We start from the raw sequence: 17,611 nt of genomic DNA, 5'->3' as shown, positions 1-17,611 counted from the left end.
CGGGCCGTTCCAAATGCGACGGGTCGGCAAGCAGAACCTCGACGCCCTCTCCCCCAACCCCTCTCCCATTGCATGGGAGAGGGGAGCAAACCCTCAGCATCTCAAGCCATCAGCCCCCCTCTGTCTCCATCAGCGCGCGCAGGTACTCGCTGCTCCACCAGTGCACGTCCTGCTGGCGAATGCGTTCCAGCAGTTTCTGGTGCCGGGCGCGGCGTTCCGACAGCGGCATGTGCAGCGCCTGCTGGATCGCCTGCGCCGTGGCGCGGGTGTCATAGGGGTTCACCAGCAGCGCTTCCTTCAGCTGCTCGGCCGCGCCGGCAAAGCGCGACAGCACCAGCACGCCGGGATCGTCGGGGTCCTGCGCGGCGATGTATTCCTTGGCCACCAGATTCATGCCATCGCGCAACGGGGTGACCAGCGCCACGCAACTGGCGCGGCACAGGCCCGGCAGGCGCCGGCGCGACGTGGACCGATGGATGTAGCGCACCGGCATCCAGTCCAGCTCGCCGTATTCCCCGTTGATGGCTCCGGTGATGCCTTCCATCTCGCGGCGCAGGTCGGCATAGGCATCCACCGATTCGCGCGACGGCGCGGCAATCTGGACCAGCGTGGCGCTCGACCGGTTCTCGGGGTACTCGGCCAGCAGGGTCTGGTACGCCTTGAGCCGCTGCGGCAGGCCCTTTGAATAGTCGAGCCGGTCGATGCCCAGCAGCAGCCGGCGGCGCGCATACTGGCCGCGCATCATCTCGTAGGTTTCCACGGCCTCGTCGCCGCGTCCCAGTTCGGCAAATTCGTCGACATCGATGCCGATCGGGAACGCCTGCGCACGCACGGTGCGGTGGAACGCGCGGAAGCGGTACTCGCCCATCGGCTCCGCCCCGGCCTCGCCCTGCACGTAGCGCGAGAAATGGTCCAGGTCAGCCTGGCTCTGGAAGCCGAGCAGGTCATAGGCAAACAGCGCGCGCATCAGCCATTCGTGCTGTGGGATGGCGGCCAGGATCAGCGGTGGCGGCAGCGGCACGTGCAGGAAGAACCCGATGCGCTGGCCGCAGCCAATGGCGCGCAGTTCGGCCGCCAGCGGGATCAGGTGGTAGTCGTGGATCCAGATCACGTCGTCGGGCTTCAGCAGCGGCGCCAGCTTGCGCGCGAACAGCTGGTTCACGCGGCGGTAGGCATTGAGGCTGCCGCCGGCGTCGAAGTCCGCCAGGTCCACACGGTAGTGCAGCACCGGCCAGAGTACGCCGTTGCTGTAGCCCAGGTAGTACGCGTCATGATCCTCACGGCACAGGTCCACGGTGGCCAGCGTCACGTTGCCCGCCTGCACCTGGTGCACTTCGCCTTCGCCGGGCGTGCCGCCCTGCGCGGTTTCCACCACCTTGCCGCTCCAGCCGAACCAGAGGCCGCCCGTCTTGTTGAGCGCCTCGGAAAGCGCCACAGCCAGCCCGCCCGCCGCGTGGTTGCGGGGGTCCGCGACCCGGTTCGATACCGCTACTAGTCTGCCCATATCTCGCTTGTTGTTGTTGCCAATCCTTTCTTCAGATCACGGTGTCCCAGGGTGCCGACAGCCGCATGGCACCGTTGATCAGGCCGACCATCGAATAGGTCTGCGGGAAGTTGCCCCACATCTCTCCGGTGATCGGGTGGGTGTCTTCCGACAGCAATCCCAGCGGATTGCGTGCGGCCAGCATGGCCTCGAAGATTTCCCGCGCCTCCTCGCGCCGCCCGATGCGCGCCAGCGCGTCGATGCGCCAGAAGGTGCAGATGTTGAAGGCGGTTTCCGGCTTGCCGAAGTCGTCGGGCGCCTCGTAGCGCCGCATGTACGGCCCGTCGCACAGCGACGCTTCCAGCGCCTTGACCGTGGAAACGAAGCGCGGGTCTTTCGGGTCGATGAAGTTGACTTCGGCCATCAGCAGCACGCTGGCGTCGAGTTCCTTGCCGCCGAAGCTCTCCGCAAACGCCTGGCGGCTTTCATTCCACGATTCGTCCAGGATGCGCTGCTTCATGTGGTCGGCATGGTCATGCCAGTAGGCGGCACGCGCGGGCTGTTCGAGCTTCTCCGCGATCTTGGCCAGGCGGTCGCACGCCACCCAGCTCATCAGCGCCGACGACGTGTGGATGCGTGCGCGTGTGCGCAGTTCCCACATGCCCGCGTCGGGCGTGCCGAACACGCGTACGGCCTGCTCGCCCACGTCTTCCAGCCGGCGGAACTCGGCGGGGCCGCCGCGATAGAGCAGCCGGTGGTCGTGAAAGGCTTGCGCGGCGGCCAGCACCACGTTGCCATAGACATCGTGCTGGAAGTGCTCCTGCGCCTGGTTGCCCACGCGCACCGGCCCCATGCCGCGATAGCCGCTCAGATGATCGAGCATGCTTTCCGGCAGTTCTCGTTCGAGCCCGATGCCGTAAAGCGGCTGGATATGTCCGTCCTGCGACTGCATCACCACGTTGGACAGCCAGCGCAGGTAGTCTTCCATCGTGCCGACTTCAGACAGGCTGTTCAGCGCACGCACCACGAAGAACGCGTCGCGCAGCCAACAGAAGCGGTAATCCCAGTTCCGGCCGCTGCCGGGCGCCTCGGGGATGCTGGTGGTCATCGCGGCCACGATGGCACCCGTTTCCTCGTACAGCGACATCTTCAGCGTGATGGCGGCACGGATCACGGCGTCCTGCCATTCGCGCGGCACGGCCAGCCGGCGGCTCCAGAGGCGCCAGTACGAGGTCGTTTCCTGCTCGAAGTCGCGGGCGGTGTCGTCCACACCGTGCGTGAGCGTTTCGTCGGGTCCGAGGATGAAGTTGTAGCCGCGCGTGACTAGGAAGGGCGTATTCGACAGCACGTAGGCCAGCGGCGCGTCGGTGGTCAGGCGCAGCGTCATGTCGTCGCTGACAAAACGCGCGTGGCTGCTGCCGCGCGTGACCTGCGGCTTGGTGCGGCCCCAGTTGAAGCGGGGCGCCACCGTCACACGCACGCGCGGCGCGCCCCGGATCGGCCGGATGCGCCGCACCAGCGTCAACGGACGGAAGTAGCGGCCCAGCCGGAAGAAGCGCGGGCAGAAATCGGTGATCTCCAGGCAGCTGCCATGCTGGTCGATCAGCCGCGTGCGCAGCACGGCCGTATTCGGCTCGTACCACTGCGTGGCTTCCTGGAAGTCCTCGATCTCGATATTGAAGTGGCCGGCGTTCTCGCCGGTATCGAGCAGCGCATTGAAGACCGGGTCGCCGTCGAAGCGCGGCATGCAGCACCAGACGATGCGGCCACGCCCGTCGACCAGCGCCGAAAACGCGCAGTTGCCGATCATGCCGAGCGACAGCGACGGATCGGCCTGGCGGCAGGAGCTGTCCGAATCCGTGTTGACCGCCGGCGCCTCGGTGGCGATGGCGGGGTTGAGGTTGGCAGGGTCACTCACAACGGTTTCTCCCTTGCAGGTGATGGGGGTGAAAGGGGATCGGACGGGTCTTCGCGGCGCGCCATCAGATGGGTAAGCGCGTGTGCGGAGCGATGCAGCCATTCGCGCAGGACGGCGGGCGCCGGCACGCTGACCGACGCGGCCGTGGCACGCTGGCCCACCAGCAGGCCCACGCCGCCCAGTTCGCGGACCACCGTAAAGCCGGCCTCGTCGGTCACGTCGTCACCGGCAAACAGCGGCATGCGGCCGGCAAAGGGCGCCGAGCGCATAAACGTGGCAATCGCCCCGCCCTTGTCCACGCCGGCCGGCTTGATCTCGATGACCATCTTGCCGGGTAGCGCGTCGAGCCCGACCGCATCGCGCAGCACATCGGCCACGGCGGCGCGCACCAGCGGCTCCAGTTCAGGCACCTGGCGATAGTGGATGGCCACGGCCACCGACTTGCGCTCCAGCTGCAGGCCGGGGTGCTTGAGCACCAGCGCTTCGAGCTTCGGCAGCAACGGACCGATGCCCGGCGCGGGTGGCCGCACGATGCTCTCGGCGCCGTGGCGGAATTCCGCGCCGTGCACGCCGGCGGCCGGCAATCGCAACGGTTGCAGGAAATAGTCGAGTTCGTCCACGGGACGACCCGAGACGATGGCCAGCGCGCCGTCCAGGCAGGTGTGCAGCGCACGCAGCGTGCCGACCAGCTGGGGCTCCACCTGCACCAGGTCGGGGCGCGGCGCAAGATCGGCCAGCGTCCCGTCGAAGTCCAGGAACAGCGCGGTGTTGGGTTCGATGAGAGGTAGGGGGGGCATCGCGTGAAACCGTAGCACGCCGATTTGCCGAGCGTCCACCGGGCGCTGTCCTACAACAGTGGCCCTTGCGGCACGCGGGGCGCTCCCATGCGAAGCCGGGGCCCGCAAGTGCGCCATCCATTATCATTGGCGGTTTCCGCCGATTTTTCCGGCTTTTTTTGCCACGGCCAAGCGTGGCGCTCGCAGACCATGACCCGCACCCCCGCCAAGCCCGATTATTTGAAGAAGATCCTGACCGCCAAGGTCTACGACGTGGCACAGGAGACCGAACTGACCTACGCCCCCGCGCTGTCGGCACGCACGAACAACGCGGTCTGGTTCAAGCGCGAAGACACCCAGCCGGTGTTTTCGTTCAAGTTGCGCGGGGCGTACAACAAGATGGCGTCGCTGCGGCCCGAGGAACTCAAGCGCGGCGTGATCGCCGCTTCGGCCGGCAACCATGCCCAGGGCGTGGCCCTGTCCGCCGCCCGGCTGCAGTGCAAGGCCATGATCTGCATGCCGACCACCACGCCGCAGGTGAAGATCGACGCCGTGCGCGAGCGCGGCGGCGAATGGGTGCAGATCGTGCTGCATGGCGATTCGTACAGCGATGCCTACCTGCACGCGGCCGAACTGGAAAAGAAGCACAAGCTCACGTTCATCCACCCGTTCGACGACCCCGACGTCATCGCCGGCCAGGGCACCATCGCCATGGAGATCCTGCGCCAGCACCCGGGCCCGATCCACGCGATCTTCGTGGCCATCGGCGGCGGCGGCCTGATTTCGGGCATTGCCAGCTACGTGAAGGCCGTGCGCCCCGACATCAAGGTGATCGGCGTGCAGACGTTCGATTCCGACGCGATGAAGCGTTCGGTGGACGCCGGCAAGCGCGTGGAGCTGAAGGACGTGGGCCTGTTCTCGGACGGCACCGCAGTGAAGCTGGTGGGCAAGGAGACCTTCCGCATCACGCGCGAACTGGTGGACGAGATCATCCTGGTGGATACCGATGCCATCTGCGCGGGCCTGAAGGATGTGTTCCAGGACACGCGCAGCATCCTGGAGCCGGCCGGCGCGCTGGCCGTGGCCGGCCTGAAGGCCTATGCCGAGCGCGAAAAGCTCAAGAGCCAGCACCTGGTGGCCATTGCCTGCGGCGCCAACATGAACTTCGACCGCCTGCGCTTCGTGGCCGAGCGTGCCGAAGTGGGCGAGGCCCGCGAGGCCATCTTCGCGGTCACCATCCCCGAGGAACGCGGCAGCTTCAAGCGCTTCTGCGAACAGGTCGGCACCCGCAGCGTGACCGAGTTCAACTACCGCATCGCCGACACCGGCGTGGCGCACATCTTCGTGGGCCTGCAGATCGCCAGCCGCGCGGAAAGCGACAAGATGGCCGCCAACTTCCGCCGCCATGGCTTTGACACGCTGGACCTGTCCAACGACGAACTGGCCAAGCAGCACATCCGCTACATGGTGGGCGGCCATTCGCCGCTGGCGCACGACGAACTGCTGTACCGCTTCGAGTTTCCGGAGCGTCCCGGCGCCCTGATGCGGTTCCTGTCGAGCATGAGCCCGAACTGGAACATCAGCCTGTTCCACTACCGGAACCAGGGCGCGGACACGTCGAACATCCTGGTCGGCATCCAGGTCCCCAAGAACGAAAAGCGCGAATTCCGCACGTTCCTTTCCACGCTCGGCTACGTACACTGGGATGAGACCGACAACCCCGTCTACAAGCTGTTCCTGTCCTGAGACCGACCATGACGCTTCCTGAGCACTCGCCGCTGGGCAAGCCCTCGGCCTACAAGACCGAATACGACCCGACGCTGCTGTTCCCTATCCCGCGCCAGCCCAAGCGCACGGAGATCGGCCTGCCGGAAGGCAAGGCCCTGCCGTTCTTCGGTGTCGATATCTGGAATGCCTACGAGGTGTCGTGGCTGAACCTGAAGGGCAAGCCGCAAGTGGCGCTGGCCACGTTCATCATTCCGGCCGATACGCCGAACATCGTCGAATCGAAGTCGTTCAAGCTGTACCTGAATTCGTTCAACCAGAGCAAGATCGCGTCGGCCGAGGCGCTGCAGCAGCTGCTGCATCACGACCTGTCCGAAGCCACGGGCGGCACGGTGCAGGTGCGGCTGGTGACCGAATCGGATCTTGGCACGCAGAAGATGGGCGAACTGGACGGCCTGCTGCTTGATCGCCTGGACATCGAGACCGACGTCTACGAACCCGATCCGACGCTGCTCAAGGCCGACCAGGATGAATCGCCGGTGGAGGAATCGCTGGTGTCGCACCTGCTGAAGTCGAACTGCCTGGTGACCGGGCAGCCCGACTGGGGCAGCGTGCAGATCCGCTACGTGGGCGCACCGATCGACCAGGAAGGGCTGCTCAAGTACCTGATCTCGTTCCGCAACCACAACGAGTTCCACGAGCAGTGCGTGGAGCGGATCTTTACCGACGTGATGCGCATGTGCAAGCCGGTGAAGCTGGCCGTCTACGCGCGCTACACGCGCCGTGGCGGGCTGGACATCAACCCGTTCCGCACCAACTTCAACACGCCGTGGCCGGACAACCGGCGCAACGCGCGGCAGTAACACTGCCGCCGGCCGGGCCGGTTCATCAGAACTCCGCGTGGGCGCGGATGCCGATGAACTTGGCCGGTCCGCGGTCGCGGTTGTAGCCCGGGTTTCGCACGTACTGGAAGTCCGGGCTCAGCGTCAGCGTCTTCCACACCGCCACGCTGTAGTAGATCTCGACGATCTGCTCCGGCCCGTAGCGCAACGCGCCATCGCCCAGGAAGGCCCCCAGGCCGCCGGCGGCCAGGTAGTTGCGGTGCCCCGATCCCAGCATGTTCACGGCCACGGCCAGACCCACCTCGTCCTTGGGGCGGCCCCATTTCGCGCCCTTCATCGTGCCACCCGCCGACACCTGCCGGCCGATTTCGGTGAAGGCATAGGTTTCGGTCTTGTCGTCGGACCAGTTGGCACGCAGGAACACGCCGGCGTCGTCGGCCACTTCCTGCAGGAAGGCCAGCCCCACGCCCCACTTGCTGTGCTCGCGCCGCACATCGGCCACATCGGGCGTCACGCCGTTGGCCTGGCCGAAGGCGATGGCGTCGTTGAACGCCCCCATGCGCGCCTTGTTCCGCCATAGCAGCAGGCGCGCCTGGCCGGGCCGTTCCGCGATGGTGTAGCGCTTTTCCAGCTCCAGCATCTGGCCGTAGTGCTCGAACAGCCGGGTGTCCAGCTCGCGCCCGTTCGATTCGATCGGCTGCAGGAAATGGCCCACACGCGCCGACCAGCCATCGCCGACGTATTCGAGCGCCGCGCCCCAGTTATAGCCGCGCGAATCGGCGGGATAGTCCCACGAGCCGTGCGTCATGAACGACCAGTTCATGAACTGCGTGCGGGGGTCGGAGCCATACGGGTTCTGGTCGAACACGTCGATCACGCCGAAGTTGCCGGCGGTCAGCACCAGGCGCTGCTTGTCCACCGTGCGCGCGAACTGGTTGAAATCGGATTCCAGCGTCTCATCGCCGCCGCCCAGGCCCCAGTACTGCCGGATAAAGGCGCGCGCGCGATAGACCTTCGGGGTCGTGCTGGCCGTCTTGGCCAGTTCGCCGTTCGACAGGCCGCCCATGCCGTGCAGGTCGGAAAACGGCACGCCCTGCGCCACCTCGGGGTTGAGGTGGAATTCGGCGCCCTTCCACAGCCGCAGTCCCAGGTCGAACGTGGCCGTGAACGAGTAGCTCTTGGCACGATCGGGCGTCAGGCTGTTCTCGCCCGAATACGGCGCGCTGAACGCGGGCTTACGCTGCCAGATGTAGGTGGTCTGCCCGTGAAATGCGAACGGGCTCTCCATATCGTTCACAAGCGGCACGCTGGCTGCCGGCGCGGTGACGGTCGGAGCGGCGGGAGCGGTCAGGGCGTCCGCGGGCGTCGTTTCCTGCGCGTGCGCCGCCCACGGCAAGGCCGTACTCGCCACCATCCAGGCGGCAAGCTGACGGACAAAGCGCGGGCGCGGCTGCAACACGGCGGCCAGGAAACGGAAACGCTGCATAGGAAAACCCGGGATGCGGATGCACCACCTACGGGCACCCTTCTTGACAGGCGCGAGCATAGCCAAGCCCACATGACATGTCTACCTTGTTTTGCTGCGACGCAGCATTCCGCCAACGCTTGTTTTATCAACGCTTTGCGGTGGCGCAAAGCCGACGTTGTAACCGTCCTTGTATTAATTAATCCGAAAATTAATATTGACCGGAGCCCTGCCGTTTTTTGGCTCCCAGACGACTCTCCGATGTCTTCCCCGGACTGGTTTCGATGCCCAACCGCCCGCCGACCGATTCCCCGCGCCGCCCCGGCCGCCCTGCCGCGCAGGCTGCCGACGCTGGCCAGCGCGATCGCCTGATCGATGCCGCCGTCACGCTGTTCGCCAGCCATGGCGTAGCGGCCACCTCGACCAAGGCCATCGCCGCCGAAGCCGGCGTCACGCCCGCCCTGGTGCATTACTACTTTCGCGACCGCGACGCGCTGCTCGACGCCATCTTCGAGGAACGGGTCCAGCCCCTGATCGAGCACGTATTCGGCACCCTGCAAGCCGGCCCGTCTGACCCCGTCGCCCGTATCCAGGCGCTGGCGGAGCAGTTGATCCGCACGGCGTCGGCCACGCCGTGGTTCCCGGGCCTGTGGATACGCGAGATCGTCGGCACGGAAGGCCAGTTGCGCGAGCGCCTGCTGCAGCGGGTGGCCCTGCAACGCGCGCATCTGATCGCCAGCCCCCTGGCGGCCGCCCATGCGCAGGGGCAGCTCAATCCTGGCCTGGAGCCGGCGCTGGTCATGGTGTCGCTGATCGGCCTGACGCTGCTGCCGCTGGCCACCACGCATATCTGGCGCGCCCTGCCCGGCGCCGCCGACATCGACACCGACACGCTGGTGCGCCACGTCACCGCTCTGCTGGGCCACGGGCTGTCCGTGCCGTCCAACGCCCGCCCTGAACCCGGTATCCCGGAGCCCGCATGATGCTTCCCATCCCGAACCGCACCTGGCCCCTGCTGCTGGCCGCCATGTCCCTGCCGATGCTCGCCGCCTGCAGCCATGACAAGCCCTCGACCTGGCAGGGCTATGTGGAAGGCGAGTTCGTCGCCGTGGCCTCGCCGTTCGCCGGCCGCCTCGAAACGCTGTCGGTCGATCGCGGCCAGCAGGTCAGCAGCGGCGCGCCATTGTTCGTGCTGGAATCCGACGACGAACGCGCCGCACGCCAGCAGGCCGCCGAACAGGTGCGCGTGGCCGAGGCCCAGCTGGCCGACATCCAGACCGGCAAGCGCCCCGTGGAAGTGGCCGTCAACCAGGCGCAACTGGTACAGGCCCAGGCACAGGCCGGACGCAGTGCCGCCCAGCGCAAGCGCGACGAGGCGCAGTTCGACATCGGCGGCATCTCGAAGGCGCAGCTCGACGAAAGCCGCGCCACGGCCGACGCCGACGCCGCCCGCGTGCGCGAACTGCAGCGCGATATCGACGTGGCCCGGCTGCCCGGCCGCAAGGACCAGCTGGCCGCGCAAAGCGCGCAGATCGATGCCGCTCGCGCCGCGCTGGCGCAAGCCGAGTGGAAGCTGTCGCGCAAGTCGGTCAATGCCACGGTGTCCGGACTGGTCTACGACGTGCCGTTCCGCCCCGGCGAATGGGTGCCCGCGGGCAGCGCCGTGGTGCGCATGCTGCCGCCCGGCAACGTCAAGGTGCGCTTCTACGTGCCCGAGGCCGTGGTCGGGTCGCTGAAGAACGGCCAGGCCATCACCATCCATTGCGATGGCTGCGCGGCGCCCGTGGCCGCCAAGGTCACCTATGTATCGAACGAGGCCGAGTACACGCCGCCCGTCATCTACAGCAACGAAACCCGCCGCAAGCTCGTGTTCCTGATCGAGGCCCGCCCCAGCGCCGCCGACGCGCCGAAGCTGCGTCCCGGCCAGCCGGTGGAGGTGACGCAATCATGAACACGCAGGCCACCGGCGGACTTGGCAACGGCAAGGCAGCCAACGACGGCAATGGCCATGGCAATGGCCACCGCAACGGCGAACTCGTCATCGACGTACACGATCTCAACAAGCATTTCGGCGACAAGCACGTGGTCAACAACCTGACCATGCAGGTGGCCCGCGGCGAGATCTTCGGCTTCCTGGGGCCGAACGGCAGCGGCAAGACCACGTCGATCCGCATGATGTGCGGCCTGCTGACGCCGGACTCCGGCTCCGGCACCTGCCTGGGCTACGACATCCTCAAGCAGGCGGCCGACATCAAGCGCAACGTCGGCTACATGACGCAGCGGTTCTCGTACTGGGAAGACCTGTCGATCCGCGAGAACCTCGATTTCGTCGCCCGCGTCTACGACATGCCCAACCGCAAGGACGTGGTGGCGCGCGCGCTGGAAGACCTGGGCCTGCAGTCGCGCGCCGAGCAGCTGGCCGGCTCGCTGTCCGGCGGCTGGAAGCAGCGGCTGGCGCTGGCCGCGTGCCTGCTGCACGAGCCGCAACTGCTGCTGCTCGACGAACCCACCGCCGGCGTCGACCCCAAGGCGCGCCGCGACTTCTGGGAACAGCTTCACCAACTGGCCGCGCGCGGCATTTCGGTGCTGGTCAGCACGCACTACATGGACGAGGCCGAGCGCTGCCACAAGCTCGCCTATATCGCCTACGGCAAGCTGCTGGCCCAGGGCACGTCCGATGAAGTCGTGGCCAGCCAGCACCTGAGCACCTGGAGCGTCGAGGGTGACAACCTGGCCGAACTGTCCGCGCAGCTGCAGGGCAAGCCCGGCGTGGACCAGACCGTGGCATTCGGCACCGCGCTGCACGTGACCGGCAAGGACGCCGCGCAACTGGAGCAGACGCTCCGGCAATATGCTGGCGCCGACCACCGCCTCGTGCAGACCGAGACCAGCCTCGAAGACGTGTTCATCCACATGATGGGCGGCGCGCAGGACAACATGGCCGCCCCGCCGCCGAAGAAGGCCGCGCACGGCCGCAAGGAGTCGTCATGAGCGCCGCGCGCCAGCCCTCGCGCGCGACCAGGCGCTCGCCGCACACTGCTTTCTCGCTGCAGCGCTGGTGGAGCATCGTGCTGAAGGAATTCCTGCAACTGCGCCGCGACCGCATCACGTTCGGCATGATCGTGGCCCTGCCCATCGTGCAGTTGCTGCTGTTCGGCTTCGCCATCAACAGCGATCCGCGCCACATGCCCACGGCGGTGATCGTCGCGGAGCACAGCGACTTCTCGCGCACGTTCATCGCGGCGATGGAAAACTCCACGTACTTCCGCGTGGTGCGCACGATGCCCGACGAGGCCGCGGGCCGCGAGGCGCTGCTGCGGGGCGACGTGCAGTTCGTGGTCAACATCCCGCACGACTTCTCGCGGCGGCTGCTGCATGGCGACCGTCCCCAGATCCTGGTGGAAGCCGATGCCACCGACCCGTCGGCCACGGGCCAGGCCATCGCGGCGCTGTCGCAGTTGCCGGACACCGTCGCGCGCATCGACCTCAAGGGTGCGCTGGCGCCGCTGGCCGGCGGCAAACCGGCCTTCGACGTGAACGTGCATCGCCTGTACAACCCGGAAGGCATCACGCAGTACAACATCGTGCCTGGGTTGATGGGCACCATCCTGACGATGACGATGGTCATGATGACGGGCCTGGCCATGACGCGCGAACGCGAGCGCGGCACGATGGAAAACCTGCTGGCCACGCCGGTGCAGCCCGTCGAGGTCATCTCGGGCAAGATCGTCCCGTACATCTTCATCGGCCTGATCCAGGCCACCATCATCGTGCTGGCCGCGCACTATGTGTTCTCCGTGCCGTTCCTGGGCTCGGTGCTGGCGGTGTACCTGGCCACGCTGCTGTTCATCGCGGCCAACCTGACGGTGGGCATCACGCTGTCGTCGCTGGCCAGCAATCAGCTGCAGGCGGTGCAACTGACGTTCTTCTACTTCCTGCCGAACATCCTGCTGTCCGGCTTCATGTTCCCGTTCGCCGGCATGCCGACGTGGGCACAGTGGATCGGCAACGTGCTGCCGATGACCTATTTCAACCGGATGGTCCGCAGCATCATGCTCAAGGGCAGCGGCTGGACCGAACTCTGGCCCAACGTCTGGCCCGTGGCGCTGTTCACGGTCATCGTCATGGGCATCGCCGTTCGCTTCTACAAGCGCACGCTCGACTGACACGCGGAGCCCCGCCATGCGTACGTTCCCCACCCTGCTCGCTTCGGTCGCCGCGCTTTCCGCGCTGCTGGTTGCCGGTTGCGCGGTCGGCCCCGATTTCCGCACCCCCGACGCCCCCACCGACGCGCGCTACACGGCCGGCCCGCAGCCGCTGCAGATGCCGGCTGCGGGCTATCCCACGCAAACGCTGCAGGCCGGCGACGTGCCCGCCCAATGGTGGACGCTGTTCGGCAATCCGCAACTCGATGAAACGGTACGCATCGCACTGGCCAGCAGCCCCACGCTGACCCAGGCGCGCGCCCGCCTGCGCGAAGCCCAGGAGAACCTGGCCGCGCGCACCGGCGCCACCCAGTTTCCGCAGGTCGATGCCAAACTGAACACCACGCGCCAGCAGGTGGACCTGACCTCCGTCGGCATCACGCAGTTTCCGAGCCCAGGGCCGTTCACGCTCTACAACGCCAGCGTGCAGGTGTCCTACGCGCTGGACCTGTTCGGCGGGCAACGGCGCGAACTCGAAGGCCTGCGCGCCGCCGTGGATTACCAGCGCTACGAGCTTGAGGCGGCCCGCCTGTCGCTGGCCGCGAACGTGGCCACTACGGCGATCCGCGAGGCCGGGCTGCGCGCGCAACTTGCCGATACGGTGGCCATCGCCGAAGCGCAGCAGCGCCAGCTTGGCATCATGCAACAGCGGCTGAAGGCCGGCGGCGTGGCCCGCGTGGACGTGCAGCGGCAGCAGTCCGAACTGGCGCAGACGCAGGCGCTGGTGCCGGGGCTGTCGCAACAGCTTGATGCCGCGCGCCACCAGCTGGCCGTCTACACGGGACAGACCCCGGGCAGCGCGCAACTGCCCGAGTTCCGGCTCGAAGACCTGCACCTGCCCGAGACCCTGCCGGTCAGCCTGCCCGCCGAACTGGCGCGCCGCCGCCCCGATATCCGCGCGGCCGAGGCGCTGCTGCACCAGGCATCCGCCGACATCGGCGTGGCCACGGCCAACCTCTACCCGCAGATCACGCTGACGGCCAGCGGCGGCACCCAGCAGATGCGCGCCCGCGACCTGTTCAGCAGCATGAATGTCTGGAGCCTCGCCGCCGGCGTGGTGCAGCCCGTGTTCCACGGCGGCGAGCTACGCGCGCAGAAGCGCGCCAAGGAAGCGGCGTACGAACAGTCGCTGGGTGCCTACCAGCAGGCCGTGCTGCAGGGCCTGCAGAACGTGGCCGACACGCTGCGCGCCCTCGACGCCGACGCCGGCACGCTCCAGGCCCGCGCCGACAACGCCACGCAAACGCGCGACACGCTGGCCATCGTCAACGAGCAATACCGGCTGGGCGGCGTGAGCCAGTTCACGGTCATCGACGCCGAACGCCAGGCCCGCCAGGCCACGCTCGACCTGTCGCAGGCCCGCGCCGCAAGACTGGCCGATTCGGCAGCGCTGATGCAGGCACTGGGAGGGGGGTGGTGGGGTGAGGAGGCGACGGTGGGAAGCTTGAAATAGAGGATGTCGGCATCGGAAACGTCTACCCTCTCCCCCGCCCCTCTCCCGCCCGCGGGAGAGGGGAGAACACCAAGCGCATGACAAAGGCTGCCGGATCGCTCCCCTCTTGCGAGGCGCGGAGTGGCAAGGGGTGCTGGGTCTCTCCCCTCTTGCGGGGCGCGGAGAACACCAAGCGCATGACAAGGGCTGCTGGGTCGCTCCCCTCTTGCGAGGCGCGGAGTGGCAAGGGGTGCTGGGTCTCTCCCCTCTTGCGGGGCGCGGAGAACACCAAGCGCATGACAAGGGCTGCTGGGTCGCTCCCTGTAGTGGTCAAGTTTTTTCAGACAGGTATTAGGGTGGTCTGTTGGAACTTGTCCTCGTAGTCTGTTGGCGACGTGTAGCCCAGTGTCGAATGCAAGCGCACCGGGTTGTAGAAGCCCACGATGTACTGCGTGATGTCGCGCCGGGCTTCCGCCCGGTCGACGTACCGCCTCTGCCAGACGCGCTCCATCTTCAGGTTCAGGAAGAAGCGTTCGGCTACAGCGTTATCCCAGCAATCGCCGGCCCGGCTCATGCTGCAAACCAGGCCGTGGCGCGCCAGCAATCCCTGGTACTCCTCGCTTGCATACTGGCTGCCGCGGTCCGAATGCACAATCAGTCCGGGCGCCGGATTGCGCTGCAGGATGGCCATCTTCAAGGCCGACGCCACCAGCGCGGCGGGCATGGCCGCTGCGCTGGCCCAGCCCACTACCTTGCGCGAATACAGGTCCAACACCACCGCCAGATACAACCAGCCTTCCCCCGTGCGCACATACGTGATGTCCGACACCCAGGCCCGGTTGGGCTGTGCGGGCCTGAACTGCCTGCTCAGCACGTTCGGCGCCACCGGCCTCCCATGCCGGCTGTCAGTCGTCGCCACGAACTTGCGCTTCCACACCGGGTGCAGATTCTCCTGGCGCATCAGCGTGCGGGCCCGATAGCGCCCGATCTTCACCCCCTGCTTGTCCAAATCCTGCGCCACGCGCCGGCTGCCGTAGGTACGTCCGCTGGCCTCGAACGCCGCCCGCACATACACCGCCTGCCGCAAGGCCTTCTCCTTGGTGGCAGGCTCTCGCCCGGCCGCGTAATACCCCGCCCGGCTCACGCCCAGTACCCGGCATGCCCGACTGATGGAGATCGCCTCCTTCTGCAATCCGCTAACCACTCGATAGATCACTTGAGTTCGCGGGCGAAGAAGGCCGATGCCTTTTTTAGGATCAGGTTGTCCTCCTTCAGTCGGCGGTTTTCCTCTTCGAGCTGGCGGATGCGCTGCTGCTCAGGCGTCAGCGGCTTGCCCACTCCCTTGCCGCCAGCCACTTCAAGGTCGTATTGGACCAGCCAGCGCCGTAAGGCGGTCTCGCCAATCGCCATCGTGTGGCAAACCTCGGCGACCGATAGGCCCTGATCCCGGATCATCCGGACTACCTCCAGCTTGAAGGCAGCGTCAAACTTGCGGCGTTGCTTTGTCATGTCGTCTTTCCTCGTCGATCGTGATTTTCCACCTATCGACCTGTCTGAGGAAATTGGACCACTACACCCCTCTCCCGCCTGCGGGAGAGGGGCTGGGGGAGAGGGCAAGCGCATCAAGTGCTATGAGCGCAGATATCCCCTCAACCGCCTCACTCCTTCATCCAGCCGCGCCACGTCGCATGCGTAGCACCACCTGACGAAGCCCTCGCCCTCGTCGCCGAACGCGCTGCCGGGGGCCAGCCCAAGGTGGGCCTCGCGCACCAGGCGCTTGCAGAGCGCCAGGCTGTCGGTGGCGCCTGCCAGCCGGAAGAACACGTACATGGCGCCATCGGGCGCGTGGGCTTCCACCCCCGGCAGGCTGGAAAGCGCGCCCACCAGATGATCGCGCGACGTGCGCAGCCGCTGCACCAGGTCTTGCGTAAACGCCTCGCCCTGCTGCACGGCCACGATGCCGGCCTCCTGCACGAACGACGGCGCGCACGAGGTGTTGTATTCGATCAGCTTGCCCAGGTCGTCCATCAGCGACGCGGGCAGCACCATCCAGCCCAGCCGCCAGCCCGTCATCAGCCAGGCCTTGGAGAACGAGTTCACCGCGATCACGCGCTCGTCGCGGCTGGCGATATCGAGGAAGGATGGCGCGTTGCCGCCCTCGCTGCCGTAGTAGAGCCGTTCGTAGACTTCGTCGGCGATGATCCAGATGCCGTGGCGGCGGCAGTGGTCCAGTACGGCCTGCTGCTGGGCGCGCGGCATGACCCAGCCCGTGGGGTTGTTCGGCGAATTGATCATCACCGCCCGCGTGCCGGGGGTCAGGGCACGCAGCAGGCGGTCAGTGTCGAGCGTCCAGCCTTCGTCGCCAAAATCGAGCGATACCGTTTCCACGGTGGCGCCGAGGATGCGCGGAATTTCCACCAGGTTGGGCCAGAGCGGCGTGACGCAGACCACGCGGTCGCCGGGGCCGGCCACCAGCTGCGCGGCCAGCATCAGCGCGTTGACGCCTGCGCTGGTCACGGCGATGTTGTCGACCGGCGTGGCGCCGTGCAGCCGCGTCACGTAGTCGGACAGCGCGGCCCGCAGCGGCGCGATCCCAAGGTTGTGCGTGTAGAACGTGGCGCCGCTGGCCAGCGCCTGGGCGGCGGCGTCGCGGATGAAGGCTGGCGTGACCTGGTCGGATTCGCCAAACCAGAACGGCATGACATCCGGCAGGCCGATGCCGGCGTTAGCCACCTCGCGGATGCGCGAGGCGCGCAGGCCATGGACGATGTCCCGCGCCAGCGGCGCGGCTTCAGGGGGAGAAGGCAGGCGGGACGGGCTGGCGGACATCGGCACTCCTGGCGTGGAAACGGATGAAGCGCCTAGCGTACCGGAATCCCGCCGGCCCTGCCGGGACGAATGACTGGGGGATTACGCGAAGCGCGCCCGCAGGTCGTCGGCCGTCATCGCCGCATAGCCGAGGCTGTTCAGCGGCGTGCGCACGGCACGCAGCAGGCCGGCGTTATCGGGCGCCGTGGTGCCATCGGGCAGCGTCATGTTGTTCTCGAAGCCGATGCGCGCGTGCCCGCCCAGCATCACGGCCGCGGCCGCGCAATCGGCTTCCTGCTTGCCGAAGGCGCAGACCGCCCATTCGACGCCGCTCTGGTCCAGCCCCATGTCGTGCCACGCGGCCAGGAACGGCAGCAGGTCCGTGGGCGACGACTTCTGGCCAGCCGAGTAGCGGCCCAGCACGAACAGCACCCAGTGGCGGCCTTCGGGAATCGCCCCGCTCCCCCGCAGCGCGGCATAGCGGCGCACATCGTTGGCGTCGTAGAGGATGTACTGCGCCACCACGTGCTCGCGATGCATCCACTGGAAGAAGGCTTCTGCCGCTGGCAGCGCCGCATCGTCGGGCACCAGTTCGCGCACCGCCACCGACGCGGCCTCCGGACGCAGCGCCTGCACCATGGCGATCTGCTGGGCCGGCTGGCAGATGCCCACCGCTTCGGTGGTCAGTTGCAGCACCAGGTTCTGGCCAACCGCCTGGCGCACGGCCGCGATGGCCGGCTCGTAGTCGGCCACTTCGAGACTGTGCGTGGCGTCGGCCTTGCGCACGTGCAGGTGGATCATCGCCGCGCCGGCTTCCACGCAGTCACGCGCGCACTGGGCCAGCTCGTCGGGGGCGATGGGCAGCCGCGCGTGGTCGGCGTGGGTCTTGCGCGCGCCGTTGGGCGCCACGGCCAGGGAGAAGGGACGGCGCAGGGTATCGATCGTCATGCGTCGTTC

General features: G+C 67.2%; 14 protein-coding genes. 7 read left to right on the top strand and 7 right to left on the bottom strand.

Annotation, left to right across the window (positions count from 1 at the left end; genetic code table 11):
- Window positions 1–109: 109 nt before the first annotated feature.
- The 3 genes from CYJ10_RS02905 to otsB are packed head-to-tail and all read right to left on the bottom strand — an operon-like array spanning window position 110 to window position 4,198.
- The gene (locus CYJ10_RS02905) at window positions 110–1,504 is read right to left on the bottom strand and encodes an alpha,alpha-trehalose-phosphate synthase (UDP-forming) (protein ID WP_101680038.1); all 1,395 of its coding nucleotides are present in this window, start codon (window positions 1,502–1,504) and stop codon (window positions 110–112) included.
- A gap of 31 nt (window positions 1,505–1,535) precedes the next feature.
- Window positions 1,536–3,401, bottom strand: coding sequence for a glycoside hydrolase family 15 protein (locus CYJ10_RS02900; protein ID WP_374703214.1), 1,866 nt, complete (start codon window positions 3,399–3,401; stop codon window positions 1,536–1,538).
- A complete protein-coding gene (otsB, locus tag CYJ10_RS02895; protein ID WP_101680037.1) occupies window positions 3,398–4,198 on the bottom strand; it encodes a trehalose-phosphatase in 801 nt (266 codons plus the stop codon). Before otsB ends, CYJ10_RS02900 begins: the two co-directional genes overlap by 4 nt.
- 189 nt (window positions 4,199–4,387) lie before the next feature.
- Between otsB and ilvA the strand changes: the two genes are divergently transcribed.
- Together ilvA and queF are read left to right on the top strand one after the other, a co-directional pair.
- A complete protein-coding gene (ilvA, locus tag CYJ10_RS02890) occupies window positions 4,388–5,923 on the top strand; it encodes a threonine ammonia-lyase, biosynthetic (protein ID WP_101680399.1) in 1,536 nt (511 codons plus the stop codon).
- Between the two features lie 8 nt (window positions 5,924–5,931).
- Window positions 5,932–6,765, top strand: a complete 834-nt coding sequence (queF, locus tag CYJ10_RS02885) for an NADPH-dependent 7-cyano-7-deazaguanine reductase QueF (RefSeq protein WP_101680036.1) — start codon at window positions 5,932–5,934, stop codon at window positions 6,763–6,765.
- Between the two features lie 25 nt (window positions 6,766–6,790).
- Here queF and CYJ10_RS02880 read toward each other — a convergent pair whose 3' ends face one another.
- Window positions 6,791–8,230, bottom strand: a complete 1,440-nt coding sequence (locus tag CYJ10_RS02880) for a carbohydrate porin (RefSeq protein WP_257992239.1) — start codon at window positions 8,228–8,230, stop codon at window positions 6,791–6,793.
- Between the two features lie 263 nt (window positions 8,231–8,493).
- Between CYJ10_RS02880 and CYJ10_RS02875 the strand changes: the two genes are divergently transcribed.
- From CYJ10_RS02875 to CYJ10_RS02855, 5 genes are read left to right on the top strand one after another with little or no spacing between them, the layout of a single operon-like run.
- Window positions 8,494–9,192 (top strand): TetR/AcrR family transcriptional regulator, encoded by a 699-nt coding sequence (locus tag CYJ10_RS02875; RefSeq protein WP_101680035.1) that lies wholly within the window; start codon window positions 8,494–8,496, stop codon window positions 9,190–9,192.
- Window positions 9,192–10,160 (top strand): HlyD family secretion protein, encoded by a 969-nt coding sequence (locus CYJ10_RS02870; protein WP_374703224.1) that lies wholly within the window; start codon window positions 9,192–9,194, stop codon window positions 10,158–10,160. Before CYJ10_RS02875 ends, CYJ10_RS02870 begins: the two co-directional genes overlap by 1 nt.
- Window positions 10,157–11,200, top strand: coding sequence for an ABC transporter ATP-binding protein (locus CYJ10_RS02865; RefSeq protein WP_101680033.1), 1,044 nt, complete (start codon window positions 10,157–10,159; stop codon window positions 11,198–11,200). Before CYJ10_RS02870 ends, CYJ10_RS02865 begins: the two co-directional genes overlap by 4 nt.
- Complete coding sequence (locus CYJ10_RS02860) at window positions 11,197–12,375, top strand: ABC transporter permease (protein ID WP_180862826.1); 1,179 nt, start codon at window positions 11,197–11,199, stop codon at window positions 12,373–12,375. The genes CYJ10_RS02865 and CYJ10_RS02860 overlap by 4 nt, the downstream gene beginning before the upstream one ends.
- 16 nt (window positions 12,376–12,391) lie before the next feature.
- Window positions 12,392–13,867 (top strand): efflux transporter outer membrane subunit, encoded by a 1,476-nt coding sequence (locus CYJ10_RS02855; RefSeq protein ID WP_101680032.1) that lies wholly within the window; start codon window positions 12,392–12,394, stop codon window positions 13,865–13,867.
- Between the two features lie 319 nt (window positions 13,868–14,186).
- Here the strand turns inward: CYJ10_RS02855 and CYJ10_RS02845 are convergent.
- The 3 genes from CYJ10_RS02845 to CYJ10_RS02835 form a co-directional block, all read right to left on the bottom strand.
- A protein-coding gene (locus CYJ10_RS02845) for an IS3 family transposase (RefSeq protein ID WP_101680030.1) occupies window positions 14,187–15,355 on the bottom strand; the annotation gives its coding sequence in 2 pieces (ribosomal slippage) (window positions 14,187–15,088 and window positions 15,088–15,355; 1,170 coding nt in all).
- Between the two features lie 120 nt (window positions 15,356–15,475).
- Entirely contained in the window at window positions 15,476–16,675 is a 1,200-nt protein-coding gene (locus tag CYJ10_RS02840; RefSeq protein WP_101680029.1) for a pyridoxal phosphate-dependent aminotransferase, read from the bottom strand.
- A gap of 81 nt (window positions 16,676–16,756) precedes the next feature.
- On the bottom strand, window positions 16,757–17,602 hold the full coding sequence (locus CYJ10_RS02835) for a BKACE family enzyme (protein ID WP_257992225.1): 846 nt from the start codon (window positions 17,600–17,602) through the stop codon (window positions 16,757–16,759).
- Window positions 17,603–17,611: the final 9 nt, after the last annotated feature.

The sequence above is a fragment of the Cupriavidus pauculus genome, assembly GCF_002858765.1.
In the GTDB taxonomy this organism is placed as follows: Bacteria; Pseudomonadota; Gammaproteobacteria; order Burkholderiales; family Burkholderiaceae; genus Cupriavidus; species Cupriavidus pauculus_B.
This window is presented reverse-complemented; position numbering and strand designations above follow the sequence as displayed.